The organism is Mesorhizobium sp. M0189, from assembly GCF_040322135.1.
GTDB lineage: Bacteria > Pseudomonadota > Alphaproteobacteria > Rhizobiales > Rhizobiaceae > Mesorhizobium.
Genome location: NZ_JAMYSW010000003.1, coordinates 188,546 through 213,280 on the forward strand (window position 1 = coordinate 188,546; position 24,735 = coordinate 213,280).

Genomic DNA, 24,735 nt, shown 5'->3' on the forward strand with positions numbered 1-24,735 from the left:
ATCGGCATGGAGAGCTCCAGCGGAGGGGACATGGCTGAGGTGGCAGTGCAGCGTGCGTCGGGACGCGGCATCTGGGGATGGATGCTGTTCGACTGGGCGGCCCAGCCGTTCTTCACGGTCGTCACCACCTTCATCTTCGGTCCTTATTTCGTCTCGCGAATGGCCAGCAATCCCGAGACGGGGCAAGCGGCCTGGGGCTACGGCATCGCCGCCGCCGGCCTCGTCATCGCCGTTTTGTCGCCGATCCTCGGCTCGATCGCCGATCAGACCGGACCACGCAAACCGTGGATAGCCTTCTTCGCCGCGGTCAAGATCACCAGCCTCACCTTGCTGTGGTTCGCCGCGCCCGGCTCCAACCTTTTTCTGGTCGTGGCGTTGTTCTCGCTGGCATCGGTCGCGGCTGAATTCTCGACCGTGTTCAATGACTCGATGATGCCGCGCCTGGTGCCGAAGAGCGACATCGGCAGGATCTCGAACATGGCTTGGGGGCTCGGCTATCTCGGTGGCATGATCGCGCTAATCTTCGTCGTTACCGTCATGGCCGGCTCGCCTGAAACCGGCAAGACCGTCGTCGGGCTCGACCCGATCTTCGGCCTTGACCCCAGGCTCGGCGAGGACGCGCGCGCCACCGGACCGTTGTCGGCGGCCTGGTATTTCCTGTTCATCCTGCCGATGTTCTTTTTCACGCCTGATGCGATCAAAGGCATTCCAATCGGGCCGGCGGTGCGCGAGGGCCTGTCGGAACTGAAGTCGACGCTAGCCGAAGTAAGCAAGCGCAGCGGTATTTTTCGCTTTCTCGTCGCCCGCATGATCTATCAGGACGGCGTCAACGCGCTGCTGGCGCTGGGCGGAACGTTTGCGGCGGCGATGTTCCATTGGTCGATCACCGAGATCGGCCTGTTCGGCATCATCCTCAACGTCGTTGCCATCGTCGGCTGCCTGGTTGCCGCACGCCTCGACACTGCACTGGGTTCCAAGACCATCGTGATGATTTCGCTGGTCATGCTGAGCATTGCCACGATCGGCATCGTCTCGACCGGCCCGGGCTATACGCTGTTCGGCGCCTGGGTGATGCCCGGACTGGACGGTGGCGGATTGTTCGGCACGGCGGCGGAAAAGGCCTACATTTTCTACGGCCTGCTGATCGGGCTTGCCTTCGGGCCGGTGCAGGCATCGTCGCGCTCCTACATGGCGCGCAGCGTCTCCGCAGCCGAATCCGGCCGCTATTTCGGCATCTATGCGCTGGCCGGTCGGGCAACAAGTTTTGCAGCGCCCTTCATGGTGGCCACGATCACCCTGGCCAGCGGCTCGGCGCGGCTCGGAATGGCGGCGATCGTGCTGTTCCTCGGCGCAGGCATGGCGATCCTGATCGGCACGCCCTATCCGGCGGATCGGCCGGCGGAGTGAGCTGCTCTTCCCTTCTCCCACAGGGGGAGGGAGTTCAATGCCGGAAGTGCCTCACTCCGGTGAAGACCATGGCAATGCCGTGAGCGTCGGCGGCGGCGATGACGTCGTCGTCGCGCATCGAGCCGCCGGGCTGGATGACGGCGGTGGCGCCGGCTTCGATTGCCGACAAAAGCCCATCCGCGAACGGGAAAAAGGCATCCGAGGCGACGACCGAGCCCTTGGTCAAAGGCTCCGTCAGACCGGCAGCGTCGGCCGCGTCGAGCGCCTTGCGCGCGGCGATGCGCGAGGAATCGACACGGCTCATCTGGCCGGCGCCGATGCCGACGGTGGCGCCGTCCCTGGCATAGACGATCGCGTTCGACTTGACGTGCTTTGCCACGCGAAAGGCGAATTTCAGATTGGCCATTTCGGCCGGCGTCGGAGCGCGCCGGGTCACCACCTTCAGCTCGAGGTCATCCACCACCGCATTGTCGCGGCCCTGGACGAGCAAGCCGCCAGCAACCGATTTCAAGCCAAGGCCCGCCGCGCGCGGGTCGGGCAGGCCGCCGGTGACCAGCAGGCGTAGATTCTTCTTGACGCCAATGATGCGGATTGCACCATCGGACGCCTCCGGTGCGATGATCACTTCGGTAAAGGTCTTGACGATCTCTTCGGCGGCTGCGGCATCGAGGATACGGTTCATGGCGACGATGCCGCCGTAGGCCGAGACCGGGTCGCAGGCCAGCGCCTTGGCATAGGCCGCTTGCAGCGAAGCGCCTTCGGCGACGCCGCACGGGTTGGCGTGCTTGATGATGGCTACCGCTGCGGAGCGGGTCGGATCGAACTCGCCGACCAGCTCGAAGGCGGCGTCGGTATCGTTGATGTTGTTGTAGGAAAGCTGCTTGCCCTGAAGCTGGCGTGCCGTGGCGACGCCCGGCCGCCTGTCGCCGTTGACATAGAAGCCGGCGCCCTGATGCGGGTTTTCGCCGTAGCGCATCACCGACTGCAGCCTGCCGCCGAAGGCGCGCCATGTCGGATGCTCGATCTCCAGCGCCTCGGCGAACCATCCCGAGATCGCCGCATCGTAGCTGGCGGTGCGGGCAAAGGCCTTGGCTGCCAACTTCTTGCGGAAATCCAGCGACAACGAGCCGAAATTCATCTCCAGCGCGTTGAGCACCGAGGCATAGTCGTCAGGGTCGGTGACGATGCCGACGTATGCGTGGTTCTTGGCCGAGGCACGGATCATCGCCGGGCCGCCGATGTCGATGTTTTCGACGATCGCGGCGTAGTCGGCGCCGGAGCGGCGCACCTCCTCGAATGGATAGAGATTGGAGACGACGAGATCGATCGGCTCAATGCCGTGGTCGCGCATCGCCGCGGCGTGCTCTGGATCGTCGCGCACGCCGAGCAGTGCACCATGCACCGACGGGTGCAGCGTCTTGACGCGCCCGTCCATGATCTCGGGAAAGCCGGTGAGCTCGGATACGTCGCGCACCGCCATGCCCGCATCGGCGAGGGCCTTTGCGGTGCCGCCGGTCGAGACCAGCTCGACGCCGGCCGAAGCCAGCGCCCTGGCGAAATCGATCAGGCCGGTCTTGTCGAAGACGGAGAGCAGCGCGCGACGGATGGGTACAAGGTCGGGCGCGGGAATATTCTTGGCGGCGACGGCCATGGGCTGGCGGCCTTTCCACGTGTGGTTGGAGAGCGTCCGCGGGCCGTAGCATATGAGGCCCGGAAATCAAGCCGCAAGGCTTGATCAGTGTCTGCCGTTGCCACCGGCATCAGTTTTTTCTTGACGGCCGGCGATAATTGTCCGCGTTAATTGCCAATGGACCTCGGGAATCTCCGAGGCCTTGAAGGCAAGCACGATCTGGCGGCTGCGGCGTGGACCGCCGAGCCCGGCGAAATAGATCGATTCCTCGACCTCGGGTGCCACTTCGGTGGAGGTAAACACCCAGGTATCGGCGTGGTCGGCGGTCAGCACCAGACGGTCATGCTCATCCTGGAGCACGTTTATGTCGGGATGGACATGGAAACGCACTGTAACGAAATCACGGCCATTGTTGCGGATAGAAGCGCCGCCCGGCCGCAGGAAGCGGTCCCTGCCGGCAAGCACATTGCCCTCGGTCGACAATTTCAGCTCGCGCTCATGCAGGAAGCCGAAGCGCGCCACATAGCCGTCATGGCGGGCGATGAAGCCCTGGCTGCCCTTCTGGTCGGTGCGCTTGCAAGGCACATGCTGCGGCCCGCCTATCAAAGGCGTGCCGAGCAGGTCGTTGACGCGCAAGGAGTGGTTGAAGCGCGCCGACGACGTGTCGTTGATGGTAGCGGTGGAGTGGGCGGCGGTGGCGCGGGCAAGCGGCCGGAACTCGGCGGCACCATAGGTGTCTATGCCGGCATTGACGATATAATGCTGGCGGCCCGACGACAATTCGAAGGCGAGGCATCCGGCGTGAGCGGCATTGGACACGTCGACGGGCGGCGGCGGGCCGGTATCGGCGATCACCGTGACACCACCCATCGACAGGCGCTCATAACCCGAATGCGGCGCGTGCAGCAGTGGTGCGCCGGCGGTGTCGTCGTGATGCAGGATGCTGGCGATGCGGTCGTGGATGGTGGCGCCCATGCCGTTGAAGCGGGCAAGGCTGCCATCCTGATGGCGAAAGAAGCGCAGTGCCGGCAGCATCCGGTCGATGGCGCCGATCAGGGCGGCCGGCGGTGTCTCGGCCTGATTGGAGTATGTCTGGCGCAATGGCAGAAGGTCGGCGAGGATTTCAAGCACGGTCATCGGATTACGCGAGATATGGCCGCCGTCAGGCAGGATCTGGCGGTCGAGCTCCTCGGCGAGATTGCGGGTGGCACCGCGCAGCGCCGAGGCCGGCGCCGGCAGCGACAAAGCGGCAAAGGCCAGCGCAATGCGGGCGCGCAGCCTGTCCTTGCCGTCCGGCATCTCGCGCACCATGGCGCGCAGATAGCGGATCTGGACGGCAAGCGATTTCAGGAACGCACGGTAGAACGGAAACTCGGCGCCCTGCAACACGATCGAGGAATGCTGCAGCCAGGCAATGACACGCTTGGCCGTCGTGCCGGGCTCCCAGGCGACGCCGGAAATATGGCTGCCATGGATTGCAATCCAGTCGGAAACCAACGCCCGCGCGTTGGCGGCGGCGAGCTCCGTACCCGCGGCACGCATATGGCGCAGCCAGCGAAAGCCGTGCAGCGTCTTTTGCCAGCCGGGATTGGGCACGTCGATCTGGAAGGGCGATTTGCCGCCGGTCTCGACCAGATGCCCCGAAAGCGGATAGCGGCCGTAGTAGATCTCGAGTGCGATCTGAGGATCGGCGAGTCGCAGGTCCGGCGGGGCAATCAGGACGCGCTCCGGCGTGCGGCCGGAGTAGCGCCAGCGATAGAGTGGCCCGGCACGCAAGCGCCGGCGCGTCTTGCGCCAGAACTCCCTCGCGACAAGCGTCCACAGACGCGTCGTGTTACCGGCAGCGATTGCCAAAACCCCTCCTGATCGTCCTCACCCAAGCACAAGTTTATATGATTCAAGAACTTGTGCGAAGGCGAATTCCGCGGCAGTGGGGCCGTTCAGCCTGTTTTCCATGCCTCCTCGCCCCAAGAAGTCGGATGGCGCTTCAAGATCGGCCCTTAGCCGCTCTGCGCATGCGGGCGGCAAAGAAACCGTCCAGCCCGGAACGCGCCGGTGAGCCAAGCTCCAGATCGGCCGGCGTGGTGCGCAACGTGCCTTGCGGCGTCAGGAACGGGTCGATGCCGGCGATCTCGCCCGGCCGAAGCGGGTCGTCGATGATCTCCGCATTGCCGGCGAGAAAGTCGCGATAGAGCTCTTCGCCTTCCAGCGGATCGAGCGAACAGTTGGAAAAGACGATGCGACCGCCAGGCTTGACCAGGGTGATGGCGCGGGCAAGCAGCCGGCGTTGCAGGTCGGCCAATTTTTCGACGTCGGCCGCCGCCTTCGTCCAGGGAACGTCGGGATGCCGCCGCACCGTGCCGGTCGAAGAGCAAGGTGCGTCGAGGAGGACGGCGTCGAAGCGGTTCTTCGGCTCGTATTTGAGCAGATCGGCCTCGACGATCTCCGCGGCCAAGCCGAGCCTTTCGAGGTTCTGCGTCAGCCGTGCCAGCCGCGTTCTGGACATGTCGAGCGCGGTGACATGGGCGCCGGCGAGGATCAACTGGGCGGTCTTGCCGCCCGGCGCGGCGCAGAGGTCGGCGATTCGCAAACCATTGATGTCGCCGAACAGCCGGGCCGGCAGGCCGGCCGCTGCATCCTGAACCCACCAGGCGCCTTCCCCAAAGCCGGGCAGTTCGGTCACGGAAGCGCTGAGCTTTTCGACCCGCACCGTGCCGGTCGGCAAGACGAAGCCGCCGAGCCGTTCGGCCCACAGCGCCGGGTCCGACTTGACCGAGAAATCGACCGGCGCCTCATGGCGATGGGCGAGCAGTATCTGCCTGGCCTTGTCGGGGCCGTAGACCGTTTTCAAACGGTCGGAAAACCATTTCGGCGCCTCGTCGGTGGCGGCAAGTGCTGCCGCGAGCTCGTCCTGCTTGGACCGCGCCAGCGTACGCAGCACGCCGTTGACGAGGCCGGAAAAGCGCGCCGTGCGCGGATCGGACTTGGCGTGGGTGACGGCGAGGTCGACGGCGGCGCTGTCGGGAACATCGAGGAACAGGATCTGTGCCGCCGCTACATGCAAGATGTGCGAAAGCGCAGTGGCGTTGGGCGGCAGCGGCTTTTCCAGGCGGCGGGCCAAAAGGCCCGATATGGTCATGCGGTAGCGCAGGGCGGTGACCAGAATGGCGCGTACCAGGGCGCGGTCGCGCAGGTCGAGCGCCTTGTATTGCGGATGGCCGTTTTCATGGTCGGTCAGCCCGTCGAGCGGCGTCCTCGCGTCGATGACGGCGGCAAGCAGGCGCGCGGCTGCCTTGCGCGCGGCGAGACCGGCTACGGCCTCGCTGCCCGAATTGTGCTCGCGATCACCTGGAATTGCGTGCCGGCGTTGTGCTGCGCTCACGACCACGGACCTTTGGGTCCGGTCGGATTGCGTCCCCAGGGATTGGGTCTCGGCTTGGCCGGCTCAACCGGCCCCTCGGGCCGGGCGGCCCTGTCCCACGGACCTGACGGCTGCTGCCCGGTCTCTTTCGGCGCCGGCTTTGGCGTCGCGGCCGCTTCGGCTGCGCCGGCCATCTCGCTCGCGATCCTCTGCAATGCGGCGATGCGGTTTTCTGTGCTCGGGTGAGTGGAAAACAAACTGTCCATGCGCTCGCCGGAAAGAGGATTGATGATGAAGAGATGGGCGGTTGCCGGATTGCGCTCGGCATCCGGGTTGCGGATGCGTTCGGCGCCCCGCGCGATCTTGTCAAGTGCCGAGGCGAGCCACAGCGGGTGTCCACAGATTTCGGCCCCGCGCCGGTCGGCCTCGTATTCGCGGGTGCGGCTCACCGCCATCTGCACGATCATGGCGGCCAGGGGCGCGACGATCATCGCCACCAGCACGCCGACGATGCCGAAGGAATTGTTGTTGTCGCGGTTGCCGCCGAAGAAGAAAGCGAAATTGCCGAGCATCGAAATTGCGCCGGCAAAGGTCGCGACGATCGTCATGGTCAGCGTGTCGCGGTGCTGCACATGGGCAAGCTCATGCGCCATCACCGCCGCGACTTCTTCATGTGAGAGCTGCTCGAGCAGGCCGGTGCTGGCGGCGACAGCGGCATTTTGCGGATTGCGGCCGGTGGCGAAGGCATTGGGCTGAGGATTGTCGATGAGATAGGTTCTCGGCATCGGCAGGCCGGCGCGTTGCGCGAGACCCTTCACGATGGCGTAATATTCGGGCGCGTTGCTTTCGTTGACCCCGATCGCACGGTGCATCGACAGCACCATCTTGTCGGCGTTCCAATAGCTGAACAAATTGGTGCCGGCGGCGATCAGCAAGGCGATCATCATGCCGCCGGATCCGCCGACCAGATAGCCGACACCCATGAACAGGGCCGTCATTGCGGCCAAAAGCATGGCGGTGCGAAGGGTGTTCATCGTCTGCTCCGTTCTGGCCCAACAAAGGGGTCGATCCTTGTGGGCCCATCGCTATATGATGGGAAACAGCGGTTCCCGTTTCAATCGGGGCCTGTTTCAATCTAGCGGAAGATCGCATGATCGACAAAACCAGCCAAACGCATGCTAACGGCTCGCCGCACAAGCCACTGACGCCGGCAGCCCGGCGCGCCTTGGCCGAGGCCGAGGCCCGGCGGGAGCAATATCGCGAGAAGGAAGCCACGCTGCCGAGGGAGATCGGTGGGCGCGGCGGCAAGGAACCCGGCCGCTACGGCGACTGGGAGGTCAAGGGCCTGACCAGCGACTTTTAGCCCAGGCAGGGTGCTGGCTAAGCAGGGTACCAGCTAAGCAGGCTGGGCGGCCCGCTCCGCTTCGATGGCAATCCAGCCGCTGGCATCGACGGCGACGCCGATCGCGTCATAGCCGGCGATGGCGGCATGCGGCGTCTCCAACGGATGCCGGTGCGTGGCGCTGATCACGACGACCGCGGCGCCCGCGGCCTCGGCTGCTGCTATGCCTGCCGGTGCGTCTTCGAAGACGAGGCAATCGCGCACGTCGACGCCGAGCCGTTCGGCCGCCAGCCGGAAGCAGTCGGGCGCCGGCTTGCCGCGGGACACATCCTCTGCCGCAACGATCACGGCGGGAGCCGGAATGCCGGCGGCCTGCAGGCGCAGCAGAGCGAGTTCACGGGGCGCCGAAGTGGCGATCGCCCAGCTCCCGGGCGGCAGCGACGCCAGGAATGCCGCGGCGCCGGTAATCGGGTGGATGCCTTCGACGTCGGCTGCTTCGGCCTGCAAAAGCGCATCGGCTTCGCGGGCAGGATCGATCCCTGGGAGCGCCAGCCGGCCGATGGTCTCGATCGCCCGCACGCCGTGGATGGTCGGCAGGAATGCAGCGACGTCAAGACCTTGCCGGTGCGCCCAGGCTGCCCAGACCCTTTCCGCCGCGGCAATCGAATTGAGAATCGTGCCGTCCATATCGAACAGGAAGGCCGCGAATTTTCTGCCTGCAAACATCGGTTTTCCCGGGGTCATCTTGGAAGGATTATTTCGAAGGGAGCATATCGATCGACCGTAACGTTGCCGCGTCCGTATGGGAAGCCGCGAGACCTCGTTTTCGACGTTCGCAAGGAACCGCGCGCACTCTCCTGCGTTGACCAGCACTATCTTCCATGACGATCGCAGGGGAGGGCGATGCTGATTCGGCTCGGCTATGAAATTGGCATTGAATGCGTTGCACCAACGCCGGTCGTTTCATTGCTCGACATCCACGGGGATCGTCAGGCCGACATCAAGCGGCAGACGCGCGTACTGACGTCGCCATCCGTGCCCACCAGGGTCTACCACGATCTTTTCGGCAATAGCTGCCGCCGCTTCACGGCGCCGGCAGGAAGCTTTCGCATCCTCTATGACGCGGTGATCGAGGACGGTGGCGAGACGGACGAGGTCAACACGCTGGCCGGGGAAGTCCCGGTCGCGGAATTGCCGGACGAGGTGCTCGGCTATCTGCTTGGCAGCCGTTACTGCGAGACCGATCATCTCAGCGATCTCGCCTGGCAACTTTTCGGCCAGCTTCCGCCGGGTTGGGCGCGGGTGCAGGCGATCGTCGACTATGTCCACAACCGCCTGTCCTTTGGCTACGGCTATGCGCGCCCGACCCGCACGGCGGCGCAGGCGCATGAGGAGCGCGTCGGCGTCTGCCGCGACTTTGCCCATCTGGCGATCACGCTCTGCCGCTGCATGAATATCCCGGCCCGTTACGTGAACGGCTATCTTGGCGATATCGGCGTACCCGCCGATCCGGCGCCGATGGATTTCTCGGCGTGGGTGGAAGTGTTCCTCGACGGCAGATGGTACACGTTCGATCCTCGCCACAATGTGCCGAGGATCGGCCGCGTCGTCATAGCGCGCGGCCGCGATGCCACCGACGTGCCGCTGCTGCACAGTTTCGGCCCGCATCGGCTCAGCCGATTCAAGGTCTGGACGCACGAGCAGGAAGGCAATCTCTTCAAGCCGCCTTATCGCGGCGTCGACAAGACCATCAGCGCACGGATGCTGGCATAGTCCTTTCACAGTCCAGATTTCCATCTCCCGCCACCGCGGTCGTGCTGATCCGGTTCGATACATCTCGTCTGTACCGGATTGGGACGCAGTCCAGCCGTCCTGAATTGCGAGCCTGATCATGGTAAGCGCTTTGTCAACAAAGCCGCGCTGACGCGACTTTCATTTACCGGCTGTTTACCTTGCCGTCGCTTGAAACCGTTTGGAAACAATGGCCTGAGCGAGAGCCGCTCGCTTTCTCGCGCCTGGCGGCGCGATCCGGCCGGATTCCTGCAATGCGCCTTCGGACAGCTGCAGGCTGTGGCGAATGGAGGCGGAAGGAATGCAGCGTTTCGGGGGTCTTGTTCAGGCGATCGGCGGCTTTGCCGGGGATCGCAGCGGAAATTTCGCGGTGCTGTTTGGTATAATCGGCTCGGTGCTGGCGCTGAGTGTCGGCTTTGCCGTCAACGTGTCCCAACTCTACAATGTGAAATCGAGCCTGCAAGGCGTCGTCGACGCTGCGGTCACCTCGACGGCGCGGGACCTGACAACCGGCGTCATCAGCGAGGCCGACGCCAGCAAATCAGTGCAGGCCTTTCTCGATGCCAACAGCACGGCGGGTATCCTGCAGGACAACCAGATCGTTCTCGACAAGCTGACCGTCGACCGGACTGCAAACACGGTCCAGGCGGATGTCCATGTCAATGTCAGCTACTATTTCCCGCTTTTCGGCACGAGTGGCATGCAAAGCGTTCCCGCATCGACGATGGCGCTCTATTCGGACAAGCAGATCGAAGTCGCAATGATGCTCGATGTGACCGGGTCGATGGCCGGCCAGAAAATCATCGATCTGCGGACGGCTGCGGCGAATGCCGTCGACAGTTTCCTGGGCGGTCAGGACCCCTCCAAGCCACGAGTGCGGGTTGCCATCGTGCCTTACGCAAATTCGGTGAATGCGGGTACACTTGCGCCCAGCAGCGTCTATGTGGAAACCAGCACCAGCCAACGCAAACAGGCGCCGGCCAATGACGCCGTGCAATATATCTCGGGCTTCATCCGTCCGGACAATTGCGCCACCGAACGCAAGGGGATCTATCAATATTCGGACGCGGGCCCCGACGCCAGCATGGTCAACCGCGACTACCTGCTGTCGTCCTTCGCTTGGCAAACCGGCACCGCCGCCTGCCCGGCCGCCACGCTGATGCCGCTGACGGCGGATGCGACGGCGCTCAAGACGGTCATCAAGAATTTCGTCGCATCCGGCGGCACCGCCGGCCATATCGGCGTGCAGTGGACCTGGTACATGCTGTCGGAGAACTGGGGGAGCATCATGAGGACTTCGCAACGGCCGGCCAAGATGGATCCAAAAAAGGTCGCCAAAATCGCGATCCTGATGACCGACGGCGAATTCAACCTATCCTACTTCGATGCGAGCACGGTGAGCGACGTTTACAATGACGCCGGCAAGGAGCCGACCCGCACGGCCGCCAAGACACTCTGCGCTGCCATGCGCAACAAGGGCATTGAGGTCTTCACCATTGGGTTTGACCTAAACGAAACGAATGCCAAGGCGACGCTCCAGGATTGCGCCAGCCCGGACACCGCCAAGATCAAGCACTTTTATCAGGCGGCCAATGGAACCGAACTCAACCAGGCTTTCCAGGATATAGCGCGCAACGTCGAGATGTTGACCGTAACCAGATAGGGGACAACAGCTCAAAAGGAAAAGGCCGCCGCTTCTTGCGAAGTCGGCGGCCCTCCGTGTTTCCGTCCATGGCGCGGCTCCTGGCGGCGACACTGGTCGCCAGCCGCGCATCTCGCGCCTTAACGGGAAGACTGCTTCCCGAAAGTGCAATCCGCTGAGGCCACGTTCTGGAAAACGAAATCACTCGACATCGGATCACCTCCTTTCGATTTGTTGAACACTCCCCCATGATGGGGTGTCACCCGGGAAATGGCAAGGCGCGGCATCCAAAAATCCTGAACAAGCGTGCTTGCGCACCCAGGCGGCTTGCGGCCGGCCGATCTGGCAGGCAAGATCGGGCCGCTATTGTTCCGGGCCACTATTTTGCCGGGTAAGGGAGGACGGGGATGGAGGCAGCCGAGAGAGCGGCCCGGATTGTTCGGACGGTCATCGAAACGATGAAGCCGGGTTTTGCGGTGAGGCTGTGGACGGGCGAGCGGATCGGCCCGGCTGCCGGCCCGGTGCTCACCATCAACGACCAGGACATCGTCTGGCAGATCGTACGTCGGCCCTCTTTATCGACGCTGATCGAGATGTGGATTGCCAAGGCGGTCGACGTCGAAGACGGATCGCTGTTCGATTTCTATGCCTTGCCCACGCACGGCAAGCTCAGGACGAAGCTCAAGACACTGCCGAAGCTGGCGATCCTGCGCGACCTGCCGGCGGTGCTGTTTTCGCGAAAACAGATGACGGCGCGAACCGATCTTTCCGGCCGCAATCCTTACGTCAGCGGTTCGAGCAAGGAGGCGATCCAGCATCACTACGACATTTCCAACGCATTCTACCGGCTCTTCCTCGACGAGCGCATGGTCTATAGCTGCGGCTACTTCAAGGACTTCGCCAACGATATCGATCAGGCGCAGAGAGACAAGCTCGACCATATCTGCCGCAAGCTTCGGCTGAAGCCCGGCGACAGATTGCTCGACATCGGCTGCGGCTGGGGAGCGATGCTCATCCATGCCGTGAAGAATTATGGCGTCGTCGGCCACGGCGTTTCGCTATCGGAGGCACAGACCGAGTTCGCCCGCGAACGCATCCGCGCTGAGGGGCTGGAGGATCGCATCACCATCGAGATAAAGTCCTATGCCGAGCTGTCCGGTTCCTTCGACAAGATCTCGTCGATCGGCATGTTCGAACATCTGGGGCTTGCCAACCATGCCGCCTATTTTTCGACCATCCATCGCCTGCTCAAACCCGGCGGCATCTATCTGCACCATGCCATCACCCGCCGCGACAAGGGCAGCATGAAGAAGACGCTGCGCAAGGGGCCGGAATTCAAAGCGCTGATCAAATACATTTTTCCGGGCGGCGAACTCGATACGATCGGCATGACGCTCGGCAATCTCGAGGCGCACGGCTTCCTCATCTATGACGTCGAAAACTTGCGCGAGCACTATGCGCGCACCTGCCGGCTATGGGCCGAGCGCCTCCACGCACGCTTTGACGAGGCCATCGCCGAGGTCGGCGAATCCAAGGCGCGGCTCTGGCTGCTTTATCTCACCGGCTGCTCGATTACCTTCGAACGCGCCTCGGCGCAGATTTTCCAGACCGTCGCCACCAGGCGCGCGCGCGGCCCAAGCGGCCTGCCGCCGACGCGGGCGGATTTATACTAATAGCTACAGACGCATCGTGGCGCCGATCTCGACGCGGGCCGGTCGATCGACAGTGCAGTAGACGCCGAAATTATGGGCGTTGTGGCGGACCAGGCTGCGCAGGATTGCCGGGTCGTGGTCGAACCCGTCCTGGCCAATGATGGTGAAGCCGCAGCGGCGGCACGGCTCGGAGATGGTCAGGAGCAGGTCGCCGATCGCCAGCTTGCGCCCGATCCATTCGGTTTCGGGGAATGACCCCTCGATCTTCGGCATGTCGACGACGATGTTGGGGCGGAAGCGGCGCGGGTCGGCGGTGCCGTCTGGATGCAGCAACTTCAACTGCGCCAGCGAAGCGGTGGTCAGCAGATGAATGGGGGCTTTGACATAGCGTTCCGCCAGCAGGGGACCGGCGTATCCCGGTGTAGTATTCTCGCGGCGGAACGGCCGGATGGAGGCCGCAAAGCCGAGATAGGCGGAAATGGCGCCGTCGCTATCAGCGCCCGGTGCGGCTAGCCAGTCGCCATCCGGGACCGCAACCTCCAGTGCGCCGGCCGGCGACAGCCGGGTTCGGATGCGGGGCACCTTGTGCCATTTCACTTCGCGGTCCGGCCGTGCGATTTCATTGTTCGACGTGTCGATAAGACCAAACAGGCGGTCGCCTTCAACGGTATGCCGGGCGACCGAGATCGCCTGCTGGCGCTCGCCGGCGAGCGAGCTCGCGGGATAGCGCCAAAGCTCGGTGACGGCACCCAATATGGCTTGCATCAGCTCTTCTTGTTCTGCCGATTGGCGATCAGGTCGTCGACGACCGCCGGATCGGCCAGCGTCGAGGTGTCGCCGAGCGCGGCAAAATCGTCCTCGGCGATCTTGCGCAGAATGCGCCGCATGATCTTGCCGGAACGGGTCTTCGGCAGGCCGGGCGCGAACTGGATCTTGTCGGGCGAAGCGATGGCGCCGATCTCCTTGCGGACATGGGCGACGAGCTCCTGGCGCAATTCCTCGCTTGGCGTCTCGCCGGCCATCAGCGTGACATAGCAGTAGATGCCCTGGCCCTTGATATCGTGCGGGTAGCCGACGACGGCCGCTTCCGAGACCTTCTCATGCGAAACCAGCGCCGATTCGACCTCGGCGGTGCCCATGCGGTGGCCGGAGACGTTGATGACGTCGTCGACGCGGCCGGTGATCCAGTAGTAGCCGTCAGCATCGCGGCGGCAGCCGTCGCCGGTGAAGTACCTGCCCTTGTAGGTCGAGAAATAGGTCTGCACGAAGCGGTCGTGATCGCCATAGACGGTGCGCATCTGGCCCGGCCATGAGTCGGCAATACAAAGATTGCCGCTGGCTTCACCCTCCAGCACCTTGCCGTCACCATCAACCAGCTGCGGGTTGACGCCAAAGAAGGGCCGCGTCGCCGAGCCCGCCTTGAGGTGGGTGGCGCCCGGAACCGGCGTGATCATGATGCCGCCGGTCTCGGTCTGCCACCAGGTATCGACGATCGGCACCTTGCCGTTGCCGACAACGTTGAAATACCATTCCCAGGCTTCTGGATTGATTGGCTCGCCGACGGTGCCGAGCACGCGCAGCGACTTGCGCGACGTCTTGGTGACATGGGCGTCGCCGGCGCCCATCAGCGCGCGCAGCGCCGTCGGCGCGGTGTAAAAGATGTTGACCTTGTGCTTGTCGATCACGTCCCAGAAACGCGACTGCGACGGGTAATTCGGCACGCCTTCGAACATCAGCGTGGTGGCGCCGTTGGCGAGCGGCCCGTAGACGATGTAGCTGTGGCCGGTGACCCAGCCGACATCGGCTGTGCACCAGTAGACGTCCCCGTCGTGATAGTCGAAGACATATTGGTGGGTCATCGAGACATAGACGAGATAGCCGGCGGTGGTGTGCAGCACGCCTTTCGGCTTGCCGGTCGAGCCCGACGTGTAGAGGATGAACAGCGGATCCTCGGCGTTCATCTTCTCGGGCTTGCATTCGGCCTTAACCGTCGCGACCTCGTCATGGTACCAGACGTCGCGCCCGGCGGCCCAGCCGGTCTTGCCGCCGGTGCGGCGTACTACCAAGACCTTTTCGACTTTCGTTCCGGCCTTGGCGGCGATCTCGATCGCCTTGTCGGTGTTCTCCTTCAAGGGGATCGGCTTGCCGCCGCGCAGGCCTTCGTCGGCGGTGATGAGGAAGGTCGACTTGCAGTCGTCGATGCGTCCGGCCAGCGCGTCCGGCGAAAAGCCGCCGAAGACCACCGAATGAATGGCGCCGATGCGCGTGCAGGCGAGCATCGCATAGGCGGCCTCCGGGATCATCGGCATGTAGATGGTGACGCGGTCGCCCTTCTTGACGCCGTGCTTCTTCATCACATTGGCGAGGCGGCAGACATGTCCGTAAAGCTCGTTATAGGTGATCTTCCTGTCGTCGTAGGGATTGTCGCCTTCCCAGATGATGGCGGTCTGTTCGCCGCGCTTCTTCAGATGCCGGTCGATGCAGTTCCAGGAAACGTTGGTCTGGCCATCCTCGAACCATTTGATTGAGACCTTGCCGTCGAAGGACGTGTTCTTGACCTTGCTGTACGGCTTGAACCAGTCGATGCGCCTGCCGTGCTTGCCCCAGAACTTGTCCGGGCTCTTGACGCTGTCGGCGTACCATTTCAGGTAGGTGTCATTGTCGATCAGCGCGTTCTTCTTCCACGCCGGCTGGACGCGATGGACATGAACATCGGACATTTCTTCGCCTTCCTCCCGAAACCAAACCGCCGGCTTGACTGCCGGCAGGATCGCAGCGTTGCGGCCGCGAATTCGCGCGCATTATTAACAGTTCGGCGATGACGGCAACATTAGACGTTGGATTTGCGCGGCGGGATGCCGCAGGTCCCTTCCCGGGTGGTGTCAGCACTCTAGCGAGACGGCTGCTAACCGCATGTTTTTGCGGCAGAAATCTGGCTCGACCGCAGAAATATCAATAGACGATTAAGCAAATGGGGTGCACAATTTCAGGCTGGGAGGAAAGAGAATCAACCAGGGGACCGCAATGCGCGACCATTCCGAAATGGACCTGATGCTCAAGGGCTATGGCTTGACCACGGCCAAGATTCTTTATCACTTTCCCGATCATCCGCATCTGCTGCAGAGCTTCATCTGGCAGGATTACGACATCGCCCCGAAATTTCCGGTGCTTATCCGCTTCATCGAGTTCTGGCAGGCCAAGCTCGAAGGCCCGCTGCATTCAGTCAGCTACACGCACCAGAAGCTGATCGCGCCGAACGAATGGCGCAAGGTCGACGGCGAGTTCGTGCTGCATTAAAGCACGCGGGCGGCAGCCTGGGAGCCGCCGCCCAGCTTTTGGAGCGTCAGACGGCGGGCGGGTTCAGCCGGGCAAAACCCTCCTGCCGGCGATAGGGAAAATACGGGTAGGGTGCGGTGACCTCGCTTGCCGTGTCCAAGATTTTCATCTGATCCGGGGTCAGTGACCATCCGACGGCGCCGAGATTCTGGCGCAACTGCTCCTCGTTGCGCGCGCCGATGATGACGGAGGCGACGGTCGGCCGCTGCAGCAGCCAATTGATGGCGATCTGCGGTATGGTCTTCCCGGTTTCCTCGGCGACAACATCAAGCGCGTCGACGACCCGATAGAGATGCTCGTCGTCGACGGGCGGTCCGAAGCTTGCCGTGTCGTGCAGCCGGCTTTTCTCGGGCAGCTTCTGGCCACGGCGGATCTTGCCGGTCAGGCGGCCCCAGCCGAGCGGGCTCCACACCAGCGCACCGACGCCCTGGTCGAGGCCGAGCGGCATCAACTCCCATTCATAATCGCGCCCGACCAGCGAGTAATAGACCTGGTGGGCGACGTATCGGGGATAGCCGTATCTGTCCGCCAGGCCGAGCGACTTCATCACTTGCCAGCCGGAAAAATTGGAAACGCCGACATAACGCAGCTTTCCGGCGCGCACGAGCCTATCCAGCGTCGATAGCACCTCCTCGATCGGTGTTGCGGCGTCGAACGCGTGCAGCTGCAGCAGGTCGATGTAGTCGGTGCCAAGACGCCTCAGTGCGTCCTCGACGGCCTTGATGAGGCGCGAGCGGGACGAGCCGGCGTCGTTGGGACCGTCGCCCATCGGCAGCGAGGTCTTTGTCGAGATCAGCACGGCATCGCGGCGGCCCTTCATCGCTTCGCCGAGCACCTGTTCGGAAGCGCCATTCGAATAGACGTCGGCGGTGTCGAACAGGTTGACGCCCGCCTCCAGGCAGATGTCGACCAGCCGCCGGGCTTCCGTCGCATCGCTGTTGCCCCAGGCGCCGAACAGCGGCCCTGACCCGCCGAAGGTTCCAGCGCCGAACGAGAGCGCCGGGACTTTCAGGCCCGATGCGCCAAGATTTCGATAATCCATCTGTTTCTCCTATGGTGTACAAGGGTTCTTCGAGTTGCTACGAGCGGGCGGGTGCCGGTTCACCGAGCGTTGGGCGATCGAGGCGTAGCGCCAGCGCTGCCACGGAAAGCGCCGAGAGCGGCAGCAGGGCCGCGACCCAGGTGACGGCGCCGAGGCCGGGGCCATGGGCGATGACCACGCCGCCGAGCCAGGCGCCGGCCGCATTGCCGAGATTGAAGGCGGCGATGTTGAAGGACGAGGCGAGGCTCTGGCCGGCGCCTTGTGCCTTTTCCAGTACCCACATCTGCAGCGGCGCCACGGTGGCGAAGGCGGCGGCGCCGAGCAGGCCGACATAGATGACGGCCATAACCTGGCTGTGCAGGGCGAAGGTCATGGTGCCGAGCACCAGCGCCAGCACGACGAGACTGCCGAGAACGGAAGGCACCAGCCAGCGGTCGGCGAACTTGCCGCCAGCGAGGTTGCCGGCGATGAGGCCGCCGCCGAAGACCAGCAGGATCGGCGACACCGCTGCTTCCTCAAAACCGGTGATCTCGGTCAGCAACGGGGCGATGTAGGTGAAGACGGCGAAGACGCCGGCATAGCCGAGCACGGTGGTGGCAAAGCCAAGCAGGACGGGCGTGCGGCCGAGCACGGCGAGATCGGCGCGCAAATTGCTTTGCTCAGGCGCTGTCTGGCTGCGCGGCACCAGCAGCAGGATGATGGCGAAAGCGACCATGCCGACCAGGGTCACCGCCCAGAAGGTCGCGCGCCAGCCGAAGGCCTGGCCGAGCCATGTTCCGAAGGGGACGCCGAGGATGTTGGCGATGGTCAGGCCGGTGAACATCAGGGCGATCGCCGATGCCTTCTTGTTGGGCGCCACCAGCTCGGTCGCCACGACCGAGCCGACGCCGAAGAAGGTGCCGTGGGCGAAGGCGGTGAGCACGCGCGCACCCATCAGCGTCCAGTAGTCTGGGGCCAGCGCGCACGCGAGGTTGCCTAGCGTGAAGATTGCCATCAGCGCCAGAAGCACGGTCTTGCGCGGCCACCGGCCGGTGGCGATCGTCAGCAGCGGCGCGCCGATGACGACGCCCAGCGCATAGCCGGAAATCAGTTGGCCGGCAGCTGAGATCGAGACGCCGAGATCGGTGCTGACGTCGAGCAGCAGGCCCATGATGACGAATTCGGTGACGCCAATACCGAAGGCGCCGGCGGCAAGAGCGTAGAGAGCAAGAGGCATGGCGGTTCCCACTTCGATGACGGCCAGTTTCGACGACGGGCGCCGTGTCCTCTCACGCCCGGCCCGAAAGATCGTGATGCACCGAACTGTGAACCAGCCTTGCCTAGGGCACATTGCCTGTGAAATAGATTCACCAATGGCCAGGCCCGACATCAACCGCTCCGGCGAGATCGAAGTGTTCGTCCGCGTCGTCGAGGCCGGCAGCTTTTCGGCCGCTGCACGTGCGCTGCGCATGAGCCCGTCGGCGGTTAGCAAGCTGATCGCGCGGCTGGAGGGGCGTCTTGGCGCCCGGCTGGTCATCCGCTCGACGCGCAAGCTGCGACTGACACCGGAAGGGGCGGCCTTCTTCGACAGCGGCGTGCGCATCCTGGCCGACATGGCGGTAGCCGAGCGCGAGGCAGCGGCGGGCGCCGCGCCGCGTGGCCGGCTGCGGATCAATAGCTACGTGCCTTTCGGGCAGCACCGGCTGATCCCGCTTTTGCCGCGTTTTCTAGAACGATACCCCGAAATCTCGGTCGATCTGGTGTTGACCGACAGTGTTATCGACCTGATGGAGGAGCGCGCCGACGTCGCCATACGTGCCGGCCCGCTCGGCGAATCACGGCTAGTGGCGCGCAAGCTCGGGCAGAGCCGAGTGGTCGTCGTTGCCGCGCCATCGTATCTCGAAGCGCGTGGCACACCCAAGACGCCCGCCGATCTCGATCGTCACAACCGGATGGGCTTCTGCTTCGTGCGCCACGTCGAGGGCTGGCCTTTTGTCGACGCGGCCGGCAAGCCGATCACCATATCGATCGTTGGAAACACGCTGGTCAGCGACGGCGAGGCGATGCGGTTGATGGCGCTCTCAGGGGCGGGCATCGCCCGGCTGGCACGCTGGCACGTGGAGGCCGACATTGCCGCCGGCCGGCTGCTGCCGCTGCTGGAAGAGTTCAACCCCGGCGACGAGGAACTGACCCATGCGGTTTATGTCGGCCAAGGCAAGCATTTGCCGGCGCGGGTACGGGCCATTTTAGATTTCCTGGCCGAAACCGCGCGGCTGGGCTGAAGCGGAAGGCATTCGGGAGCCACTTGGCTCCCGAATTTGGCTGCCGAAATGTCACGTCGACAAGGAACTACTTCTTTGGCGTGAACGGCGCCGGCCTGCGGCCCGCCGCCTGGCGTTCGAGCATCCAGCCCGGATATTCGGGCGGCAGCGCGCTGACTTCGTCGAGACGAGCAAGATCGTCGGCATCGAGCTTCAACTCGGTTGCCGCAAGGTTCTGTTCCAACTGGTCCATGCGGCTGGCGCCGATGATGACGCTCATCACGAACGGTTTGGCCAGGACAAAGCCGAGCGCCACCGTGGCGACGCTGACGCCGTGCTTGGCGGCGATCTCGCGCATGACGGCGACCGCTGCCCAGGCACGGTCCTCATTGACCGGCGGGAAATTGAAGCTGGCGCGGCGACCTTCGCCATTGCCGGGGGCACCGGGTCCGTACTTGCCCGAGAGCAGGCCGCCCGCCATCGGTGACCAGACCATCAGCCCGAGCTTCTCCTCGTTGAGCAGCGGCACGATCTCGCGCTCGAGATCGCGGCCAGCGATCGAGTAATACGATTGGACGGTTTCGAAACGGGCAAAGCCCTTGCGCTCGGCAATACCCAACGCCTTGGCGATGCGCCAGGCCTGCCAGTTCGAGACGCCGACATAGCGGACCTTGCCAGCGGCAACCAGGTCGTCGAGCGCCCGCAGCGTTTCGTCTATCGGCGTGACCGTGTCGGTGCCGTGCAGCTGATAGAGATCGATATGGTCCAGCTGCAGCCGTTCGAGGCTACCTTCGACCGAATCCATGATATGGCCGCGCGAAGAACCGCGCTGGTTCGGGCCGCCGCCCATGGCGCCGTGAACCTTGGTGGCGATGATCACGTCCTGCCGATTGACGCCGAGATTTCTCAGCGACTGGCCGAGAAGCCGTTCCGAGGCGCCGAAGGAATAGACATCCGCCGTGTCGAAGAAATTGACGCCGGCGGCGAGCGAGCGGGCGACGATCTCGTCGACGCCATCCTGGTCGAGGCTGGCGATCAGGCCCCATTGGGCATTCTCGCCGGCGGCGCCGAATGTCATCGTACCGAGGCAAAGTTCGGAGACGAACATCCCCGTATTTCCAAGTTGATTGTAACGCATGGTGGCTCCAGAGGCTTTGGGATAACTCGAACCATATAGGAACGAAACGTTCCGTTTCTATTGCTGGCATAGTCAGCGTCAGCCTGTGGCCTAAGGCCGGCTGCGCCTCATCTGGCGCCGAAAATCGCCGATCCAACCCTGACACTTGTCGCGCCGAAGGCGATCGCCGTTTCGTAGTCGCCGGACATGCCCATAGAGAGCTTGTCAACGCCGGCCTCAAGCCCAAGCTTTTCTAGCAGCGCGAAATGCGGACCGGGGTTCTCGTCCGCCGGCGGAATGCACATCAGCCCTTCGATGGCGAGGGCGTGAACCGAGCGGCAGCGGGCCACGAAGGCGACGGCCTCGCGCGGCTCGATGCCGGCCTTTTGCGGCTCCGAGCCGGTGTTGACCTGGACGTAGAGCCTTGGCGTCCTGCCCTGCCTGGCGATTTCCTTGCCGAGTTCGGCGGCGATCTTTTCACGGTCGACGGTTTCGATGACGTCGAACAGCGCCACCGCTTCCTTTGCCTTGTTCGATTGCAACGGCCCGATCAGGTGCAGCTCGATGTCGGGGAAAGCTTCCTTCAGCGCCGGCCACTTGGCTTGCGCCTCCTGGACGCGGTTCTCGCCGAAGACGCGCTGGCCGGCCTCGATAACCGGCCGGATATCGGTGGCATCGAAGGTTTTCGAGACCGCAACCAGCGTCACCGCCCCGGCCTCGCGTCCGGCCTCGCGCTCGGCAGTGGCGATCCTTGCCTTGACGGTGAAAAGCTGTTCGACGGCGCTCGCCATGCCTATATCCTGCCTGTGTTTGGCTTTTCGCCGGATCGCCGCAGTTGACGGGTCCGGTAATCCATGGTGAACACCGCGACGACATTTCCTGAGCCGCCCGGGCATTGTCCGGCGGCTCGCGCATGCTTTTAAGTGAAAAACACCCGATGGCAACCGAACGATACAATCCGCGCGCGTCAGAGCTCAAATGGCAGAAGGCCTGGGACGCCAAGAAGCTGTTCGAAGCCGACAACGATGACCCGCGCCCGAAATACTACGTGCTGGAGATGTTCCCCTATCCATCGGGGCGCATCCATATCGGCCATACCCGCAACTATACGATGGGCGACGTGGTGGCGCGCTACAAGCGGGCCAAGGGTTTCAACGTGCTGCACCCGATGGGCTGGGACGCCTTTGGCATGCCAGCCGAAAACGCAGCAATGCAGAACAAGGTCCATCCCAAGGACTGGACCTATCAGAACATCGCTGCCATGCGCGAGCAACTCAAGGTCATGGGCCTGTCGCTCGATTGGGCACGCGAGTTCGCTACCTGCGATGTCGATTATTACCACCGCCAGCAGATGCTGTTCCTCGATTTCGTCGAGAAGGGCCTGGTGACGCGCAAATCCTCCAAGGTCAACTGGGATCCGGAGGACATGACGGTGCTTGCCAACGAGCAGGTCATCGACGGGCGCGGCTGGCGCTCGGGCGCGCTGGTGGAACAGCGCGAGCTGACGCAATGGTTCTTCAAGATCACCGACTATGCGCAGGATCTGCTGGATTCGCTCGACCAGCTCGACGACTGGCCGGAAAAAGTGAAGCTGATGCAGGCGAACTGGATCGGCCGTTCTGAAGGCCTGCTGATCCGCTGGCCGCTGGCCAAGCCAGTCGCCGGCGAGCATGAGCTCGAAGTCTATACGACAAGGCCCGACACCATCTTCGGCGCCTCCTTCATGGCGATTGCGGCCGACCATCCGCTGGCCAAAAAGGCGGCCGAAGACAATCCGGCGCTGGCAAAGTTCATCGACGAGGTCCGCCACATGGGCACGTCGGTGGCGGCCCTGGAGACGGCCGAGAAGAAGGGCTTCGATACCGGCATCCGCGTCGTCCATCCGTTCGACGAGAAGTGGACGCTGCCCGTCTATGTCGCCAATTTCGTGCTGATGGACTACGGCACCGGCGCCGTTTTCGGCTGCCCGTCCGGTGACCAGCGCGACCTCGACTTCGCCAACAAATACGGCCTGCCGGTCATTCCAGTGGTGATGCCGGAAGGCGAGAATCAAGGAAGCTTCCAGATCATCGACGAGGCCTATGTCGGCGACGGCGTGATGATCAATTCGCGCTTCCTCGACGGCATGAAGCCGGATCAGGCATTCGACGAGGTGGCGAAGCTGATCGAACAGAAGACCATCGGCAACCGGCCGATGGCCGAGCGCAAGGTGAATTTCCGCCTGCGCGACTGGGGCATTTCGCGCCAGCGCTATTGGGGCTGCCCGATCCCGATGATCCATTGCGAGGATTGCGGCGTTGTGCCGGTGCCGAAAGCCGACCTGCCGGTCAGGCTGCCTGACGATATCGAGTTCGACCGGCCGGGCAATCCGCTCGACCGTCATTCGACATGGCGGCACGTCAAATGCCCGCGTTGCGGCAAGGATGCGCGGCGCGAAACCGACACGATGGACACGTTCGTCGATTCGTCGTGGTATTTCGCGCGCTTCACCGCGCCCTGGGCCAACGATCCGACCGATCCCAAGGCCGCGACTGAATGGCTGCCGGTCGACCAGTATATTGGCGGCATCGAGCACGCCATTTTGCACCTGCTCTATTCGCGCTTCTTCACCCGCGCCATGCGCGAGACCGGCCATGTCGATCTCGCCGAGCCGTTCAGGGGCCTGTTCACGCAAGGCATGGTGGTGCACGAGACCTATCGGGTTGGCGGCGCCTCGAACGGCCGCTGGCTTGCGCCGAGCGAGGTCAGGCTGGAGGACGCCGACGGCAAGCGCCGCGCCTTCGAAATCGCCACTGGCGAAGAGGCGGTGATCGGTCCGCTCGAAAAAATGTCGAAGTCGAAGAAGAATACCGTTAGCCCCGAAGAGATCACCGACGGCTACGGCGCCGATACGGCGCGCTGGTTCATGCTGTCGGACTCGCCGCCCGAACGCGATGTCGAATGGACCGACGAGGGTGCGGCCGGCGCGCATCGCTTCATCCAGCGCATCTGGCGGCTGGTGTTGACGGCTGCCGATTCGCTCGCCGGAGTTCGGCCAGAGGCGGCGAAGGACGGCGAGGCCGGAACAGTGTCCAAGGCCGCGCACAAGATCCTCAAGTCTGTCGGCGAGGATATTGAAAAGCTCGCCTTCAACCGTGCCATCGCCCGTATCTATGAGCTCGCCAATGCCTTGACCGTACCGCTCAACGAGGCAGCCGAAGGCAAGGCCGGTCCGGCGCTCCAAGCGGCCTGCCGTGAAGCCGTCGAGATCCTGGTGCACCTGATCGCGCCGGTCATGCCGCATCTGGCCGAGGAGTGCTGGCAGACGCTCGGCGGCACCGACCTTGTCGCCGAACGGCCCTGGCCGGACTACGATCCCTCGCTTGTCGTCGACGCCGAGATCGTGCTGCCGGTCCAGGTCAACGGCAAGAAGCGCGGCGATTTGACAATTGCCCGCGACGCGGACCAAGGTGCGGTCGAAAAAGCGGTTCTGGCTCTCGACTTCGTGCAGAAAGCGCTCGAAGGTAAGGCGCCGCGCAAGGTGATAATCGTGCCGCAGAGGATCGTCAATGTTGTTGCCTGATCCGAAAAAAGCGGAGCTGACGCCGCGCCGTATCATGCTCTACGGGCTGCTCGCTTCGGTGGCGCTGGTTTCCGCCTGCACGGTGCGGCCGCTCTATTCAAGCGCGCCGCTGATCGCCGGCTCTCAGGTCGGCGCTGCTGCCGAACTGGCATCGATCTCGGTCAAGCCGGTCAAGACCCGCTACGCCCAGCAGGTCCGCAACAATCTGATCTTCGCGCTCGGCCAGGGCGCCGGCGAGCCTGCTTCGCCGGTCTATTCGCTTGATCTCGGCGTCTCCGAACTCGTCGAATCGGCGGCAATCGAGCAGGTCACGACCGACGAGGACGAGCCGACCGCCGGCACAGTGACGCTGACCGCCAACTATGTGCTGAGCGATGCCAAGACCGGCACGGTCATAGCGAGGGGCAAGCGCTCTATCCCGTCCTCATACGATAGGCCGCGCCAGGAATTCGCGTCGTATCGGGCGCAGATCGACGCCGAGAACCGCGCGGCGCGCGAACTGGCGGATGTGCTGCGGCTGTCGATCGCCCAAGATCTGATCAAGCACGGCAAGCCGGCGGCAAGCTAGGTCTTTCCATCCTGGATTGAAGCGCTCCGTCTGTGGCGGATTGCG

At 63.7% G+C, this 24,735-nt stretch carries 20 protein-coding genes; 9 read left to right on the plus strand and 11 right to left on the minus strand.

Annotated features, from left to right (window positions below; genetic code table 11):
• Positions 1 to 30: 30 nt before the first annotated feature.
• Complete coding sequence (locus tag NKJ09_RS06640; protein WP_352494236.1) at positions 31 to 1,407, plus strand: MFS transporter; 1,377 nt, start codon at positions 31 to 33, stop codon at positions 1,405 to 1,407.
• A 34-nt stretch (positions 1,408 to 1,441) separates the two neighbouring features.
• On the opposite strand, the gene purH is transcribed toward NKJ09_RS06640, so the two are convergent.
• From purH to htpX, 4 genes are all read right to left on the minus strand, one after another.
• On the minus strand, positions 1,442 to 3,058 hold the full coding sequence (gene purH, locus NKJ09_RS06645; protein ID WP_352494114.1) for a bifunctional phosphoribosylaminoimidazolecarboxamide formyltransferase/IMP cyclohydrolase: 1,617 nt from the start codon (positions 3,056 to 3,058) through the stop codon (positions 1,442 to 1,444).
• An 84-nt stretch (positions 3,059 to 3,142) separates the two neighbouring features.
• Positions 3,143 to 4,891, minus strand: a complete 1,749-nt coding sequence (locus NKJ09_RS06650) for a heparinase II/III family protein (protein WP_352762505.1) — start codon at positions 4,889 to 4,891, stop codon at positions 3,143 to 3,145.
• A 133-nt stretch (positions 4,892 to 5,024) separates the two neighbouring features.
• On the minus strand, positions 5,025 to 6,425 hold the full coding sequence (locus tag NKJ09_RS06655) for an RsmB/NOP family class I SAM-dependent RNA methyltransferase (protein WP_352494116.1): 1,401 nt from the start codon (positions 6,423 to 6,425) through the stop codon (positions 5,025 to 5,027).
• Positions 6,416 to 7,432: a zinc metalloprotease HtpX gene (gene htpX / locus NKJ09_RS06660; RefSeq protein WP_352494117.1), complete on the minus strand. Its 1,017-nt coding sequence runs from the start codon at positions 7,430 to 7,432 to the stop codon at positions 6,416 to 6,418. Before htpX ends, NKJ09_RS06655 begins: the two co-directional genes overlap by 10 nt.
• 116 nt (positions 7,433 to 7,548) lie before the next feature.
• Between htpX and NKJ09_RS06665 the strand changes: the two genes are divergently transcribed.
• On the plus strand, positions 7,549 to 7,761 hold the full coding sequence (locus NKJ09_RS06665) for a DUF1674 domain-containing protein (protein ID WP_023719727.1): 213 nt from the start codon (positions 7,549 to 7,551) through the stop codon (positions 7,759 to 7,761).
• A 33-nt stretch (positions 7,762 to 7,794) separates the two neighbouring features.
• Here the strand turns inward: NKJ09_RS06665 and NKJ09_RS06670 are convergent, their stop codons facing one another.
• Positions 7,795 to 8,466: an HAD-IA family hydrolase gene (locus NKJ09_RS06670; protein ID WP_023719726.1), complete on the minus strand. Its 672-nt coding sequence runs from the start codon at positions 8,464 to 8,466 to the stop codon at positions 7,795 to 7,797.
• A gap of 177 nt (positions 8,467 to 8,643) precedes the next feature.
• Here NKJ09_RS06670 and NKJ09_RS06675 point away from each other — a divergent pair, with 177 nt between their 5' ends.
• The 3 genes from NKJ09_RS06675 to NKJ09_RS06685 all read left to right on the plus strand — a co-directional run bounded on the left by NKJ09_RS06675 (position 8,644) and on the right by NKJ09_RS06685 (position 12,846).
• Positions 8,644 to 9,513 (plus strand): transglutaminase-like domain-containing protein, encoded by an 870-nt coding sequence (locus NKJ09_RS06675; protein WP_352494118.1) that lies wholly within the window; start codon positions 8,644 to 8,646, stop codon positions 9,511 to 9,513.
• A gap of 319 nt (positions 9,514 to 9,832) precedes the next feature.
• On the plus strand, positions 9,833 to 11,194 hold the full coding sequence (locus NKJ09_RS06680) for a pilus assembly protein TadG-related protein (RefSeq protein WP_352494119.1): 1,362 nt from the start codon (positions 9,833 to 9,835) through the stop codon (positions 11,192 to 11,194).
• A 386-nt stretch (positions 11,195 to 11,580) separates the two neighbouring features.
• Positions 11,581 to 12,846: a class I SAM-dependent methyltransferase gene (locus tag NKJ09_RS06685; RefSeq protein ID WP_023719723.1), complete on the plus strand. Its 1,266-nt coding sequence runs from the start codon at positions 11,581 to 11,583 to the stop codon at positions 12,844 to 12,846.
• 3 nt (positions 12,847 to 12,849) lie between these two features.
• On the opposite strand, the gene NKJ09_RS06690 is transcribed toward NKJ09_RS06685, so the two are convergent.
• Both NKJ09_RS06690 and acs read right to left on the minus strand, forming a co-directional pair.
• Positions 12,850 to 13,590: an MOSC domain-containing protein gene (locus NKJ09_RS06690; RefSeq protein ID WP_352494120.1), complete on the minus strand. Its 741-nt coding sequence runs from the start codon at positions 13,588 to 13,590 to the stop codon at positions 12,850 to 12,852.
• Positions 13,590 to 15,545: an acetate--CoA ligase gene (acs, locus tag NKJ09_RS06695; RefSeq protein WP_023719721.1), complete on the minus strand. Its 1,956-nt coding sequence runs from the start codon at positions 15,543 to 15,545 to the stop codon at positions 13,590 to 13,592. Before acs ends, NKJ09_RS06690 begins: the two co-directional genes overlap by 1 nt.
• Before the next feature lie 304 nt (positions 15,546 to 15,849).
• On the opposite strand from acs, the gene NKJ09_RS06700 reads away from it, so the two are divergent.
• Complete coding sequence (locus tag NKJ09_RS06700) at positions 15,850 to 16,122, plus strand: usg protein (RefSeq protein WP_023719720.1); 273 nt, start codon at positions 15,850 to 15,852, stop codon at positions 16,120 to 16,122.
• A 46-nt stretch (positions 16,123 to 16,168) separates the two neighbouring features.
• Here the strand turns inward: NKJ09_RS06700 and NKJ09_RS06705 are convergent, their stop codons facing one another.
• Both NKJ09_RS06705 and NKJ09_RS06710 read right to left on the minus strand, forming a co-directional pair.
• Positions 16,169 to 17,203, minus strand: coding sequence for an aldo/keto reductase (locus tag NKJ09_RS06705; protein WP_023719719.1), 1,035 nt, complete (start codon positions 17,201 to 17,203; stop codon positions 16,169 to 16,171).
• A 37-nt stretch (positions 17,204 to 17,240) separates the two neighbouring features.
• Positions 17,241 to 18,419: an MFS transporter gene (locus NKJ09_RS06710; protein WP_352494121.1), complete on the minus strand. Its 1,179-nt coding sequence runs from the start codon at positions 18,417 to 18,419 to the stop codon at positions 17,241 to 17,243.
• A 136-nt stretch (positions 18,420 to 18,555) separates the two neighbouring features.
• Between NKJ09_RS06710 and NKJ09_RS06715 the strand changes: the two genes are divergently transcribed.
• Entirely contained in the window at positions 18,556 to 19,464 is a 909-nt protein-coding gene (locus NKJ09_RS06715) for a LysR family transcriptional regulator (protein WP_023719717.1), read from the plus strand.
• 67 nt (positions 19,465 to 19,531) lie between these two features.
• Here NKJ09_RS06715 and NKJ09_RS06720 read toward each other — a convergent pair whose 3' ends face one another.
• Entirely contained in the window at positions 19,532 to 20,581 is a 1,050-nt protein-coding gene (locus NKJ09_RS06720; RefSeq protein WP_352515617.1) for an aldo/keto reductase, read from the minus strand.
• 107 nt (positions 20,582 to 20,688) lie between these two features.
• Complete coding sequence (locus NKJ09_RS06725; RefSeq protein ID WP_023719715.1) at positions 20,689 to 21,351, minus strand: YggS family pyridoxal phosphate-dependent enzyme; 663 nt, start codon at positions 21,349 to 21,351, stop codon at positions 20,689 to 20,691.
• A 146-nt stretch (positions 21,352 to 21,497) separates the two neighbouring features.
• Here NKJ09_RS06725 and leuS point away from each other — a divergent pair, with 146 nt between their 5' ends.
• Complete coding sequence (leuS, locus tag NKJ09_RS06730; RefSeq protein ID WP_352494123.1) at positions 21,498 to 24,122, plus strand: leucine--tRNA ligase; 2,625 nt, start codon at positions 21,498 to 21,500, stop codon at positions 24,120 to 24,122.
• Positions 24,109 to 24,690 (plus strand): LPS assembly lipoprotein LptE, encoded by a 582-nt coding sequence (locus NKJ09_RS06735; RefSeq protein WP_023719713.1) that lies wholly within the window; start codon positions 24,109 to 24,111, stop codon positions 24,688 to 24,690. Before leuS ends, NKJ09_RS06735 begins: the two co-directional genes overlap by 14 nt.
• The last annotated feature ends 45 nt before the right edge of the window (positions 24,691 to 24,735 follow it).

Bases quoted from the DNA above. Each gene is read 5' to 3' on its own strand.
- NKJ09_RS06640 (WP_352494236.1), top strand. From the start codon at position 31: ATGGCTGAGGTGGCAGTGCAGCGTGCGTCGGGACGCGGCATCTGGGGA.
- purH (WP_352494114.1), bottom strand. From the start codon at position 3,058: ATGGCCGTCGCCGCCAAGAATATTCCCGCGCCCGACCTTGTACCCATC.
- htpX (WP_352494117.1), bottom strand. From the start codon at position 7,432: ATGAACACCCTTCGCACCGCCATGCTTTTGGCCGCAATGACGGCCCTG.
- NKJ09_RS06665 (WP_023719727.1), top strand. From the start codon at position 7,549: ATGATCGACAAAACCAGCCAAACGCATGCTAACGGCTCGCCGCACAAG.
- NKJ09_RS06670 (WP_023719726.1), bottom strand. From the start codon at position 8,466: ATGTTTGCAGGCAGAAAATTCGCGGCCTTCCTGTTCGATATGGACGGC.
- NKJ09_RS06675 (WP_352494118.1), top strand. From the start codon at position 8,644: ATGCTGATTCGGCTCGGCTATGAAATTGGCATTGAATGCGTTGCACCA.
- NKJ09_RS06680 (WP_352494119.1), top strand. From the start codon at position 9,833: ATGCAGCGTTTCGGGGGTCTTGTTCAGGCGATCGGCGGCTTTGCCGGG.
- NKJ09_RS06685 (WP_023719723.1), top strand. From the start codon at position 11,581: ATGGAGGCAGCCGAGAGAGCGGCCCGGATTGTTCGGACGGTCATCGAA.
- NKJ09_RS06690 (WP_352494120.1), bottom strand. From the start codon at position 13,590: ATGCAAGCCATATTGGGTGCCGTCACCGAGCTTTGGCGCTATCCCGCG.
- acs (WP_023719721.1), bottom strand. From the start codon at position 15,545: ATGTCCGATGTTCATGTCCATCGCGTCCAGCCGGCGTGGAAGAAGAAC.
- NKJ09_RS06700 (WP_023719720.1), top strand. From the start codon at position 15,850: ATGCGCGACCATTCCGAAATGGACCTGATGCTCAAGGGCTATGGCTTG.
- NKJ09_RS06705 (WP_023719719.1), bottom strand. From the start codon at position 17,203: ATGGATTATCGAAATCTTGGCGCATCGGGCCTGAAAGTCCCGGCGCTC.
- NKJ09_RS06710 (WP_352494121.1), bottom strand. From the start codon at position 18,419: ATGCCTCTTGCTCTCTACGCTCTTGCCGCCGGCGCCTTCGGTATTGGC.
- NKJ09_RS06715 (WP_023719717.1), top strand. From the start codon at position 18,556: ATGGCCAGGCCCGACATCAACCGCTCCGGCGAGATCGAAGTGTTCGTC.
- NKJ09_RS06720 (WP_352515617.1), bottom strand. From the start codon at position 20,581: ATGCGTTACAATCAACTTGGAAATACGGGGATGTTCGTCTCCGAACTT.
- NKJ09_RS06725 (WP_023719715.1), bottom strand. From the start codon at position 21,351: ATGGCGAGCGCCGTCGAACAGCTTTTCACCGTCAAGGCAAGGATCGCC.
- leuS (WP_352494123.1), top strand. From the start codon at position 21,498: ATGGCAACCGAACGATACAATCCGCGCGCGTCAGAGCTCAAATGGCAG.
- NKJ09_RS06735 (WP_023719713.1), top strand. From the start codon at position 24,109: ATGTTGTTGCCTGATCCGAAAAAAGCGGAGCTGACGCCGCGCCGTATC.